The sequence below is a fragment of the Teichococcus aerofrigidensis genome (genome assembly GCF_054073225.1).
The window spans coordinates 1-705 of the sequence record NZ_JBSXMU010000280.1 but is presented as its reverse complement, the minus strand read 5'-3'; the positions used below and the strand labels follow the sequence as shown (position 1 = coordinate 705).

General features: G+C 78.9%; 1 protein-coding gene. It reads right to left on the bottom strand.

What is annotated here, in order from left to right:
- Window positions 1-705: hypothetical protein (locus tag ACVMLK_RS21225; protein WP_457487566.1), on the bottom strand; the 705-nt coding region annotated here is incomplete at both ends.

The following is a 705-nucleotide window of genomic DNA, read 5'->3' as shown; positions in this document are numbered from 1 at the left end:
CCCGCCGCCAGCCGGGCGCCGCGGCTGTCCATGCCGGGGCGCAGCGCGGCCATGCCAGCGCCATCGGCCACCGCCAGGGCGCCGCCGATATCGCCACGCTCCAGCAGCCGCTCGGCATAGAGCACGGCCGCCTCCTCGCCCAAGGGATCGAAGCGGTAGGTGCGGCTGGCATCCTGCAACAGCAGCTCGGCCTGCTGCGCCTCGGGGCCGGGCTGGCCGAGCCGCAGCGCCGCCAGCCGCAGCCGCGCCTGCTGCGCCGGCAGGCCGCGGGCGCCGAAGCCCTCCACGGCCACGGCGCGCTCCAGATGCTGCACCTCGTCCGCGCGGTTGCCCTCCAGCCGGGCCAGCCGCGCCAGCAGGGCATGGCGCAGGATCCGCTGGTCGGGACGCAGCCCGTCCAGGGTGCGGATGGCGCCGAGCAGGCCGCGCAGCGTCTCCGCGTCCTCCTCGGCCGCATCGGCCAGGATGCCCACGAAGGCGAGGCGCAGATCCGGCGGCAGGTCGCGCAGCGCGCCCCGGATGCGCGGCGCCAGGCGCGACAGGACCGGCCCGTCGCCGCCCAGCGCCGCGGCCAGGCCCTGCCAGAGCGGCAGGTCGGGCCAGGCGCAGTCGGCCGCCTCGGCCAGCAGCGGCGAGGCCGGGTCGATCGGCTGACGGGCGAGCAGGCGGGCCATGTCGCGCGCCCGCTCGAGCCGCGCCCGCAGG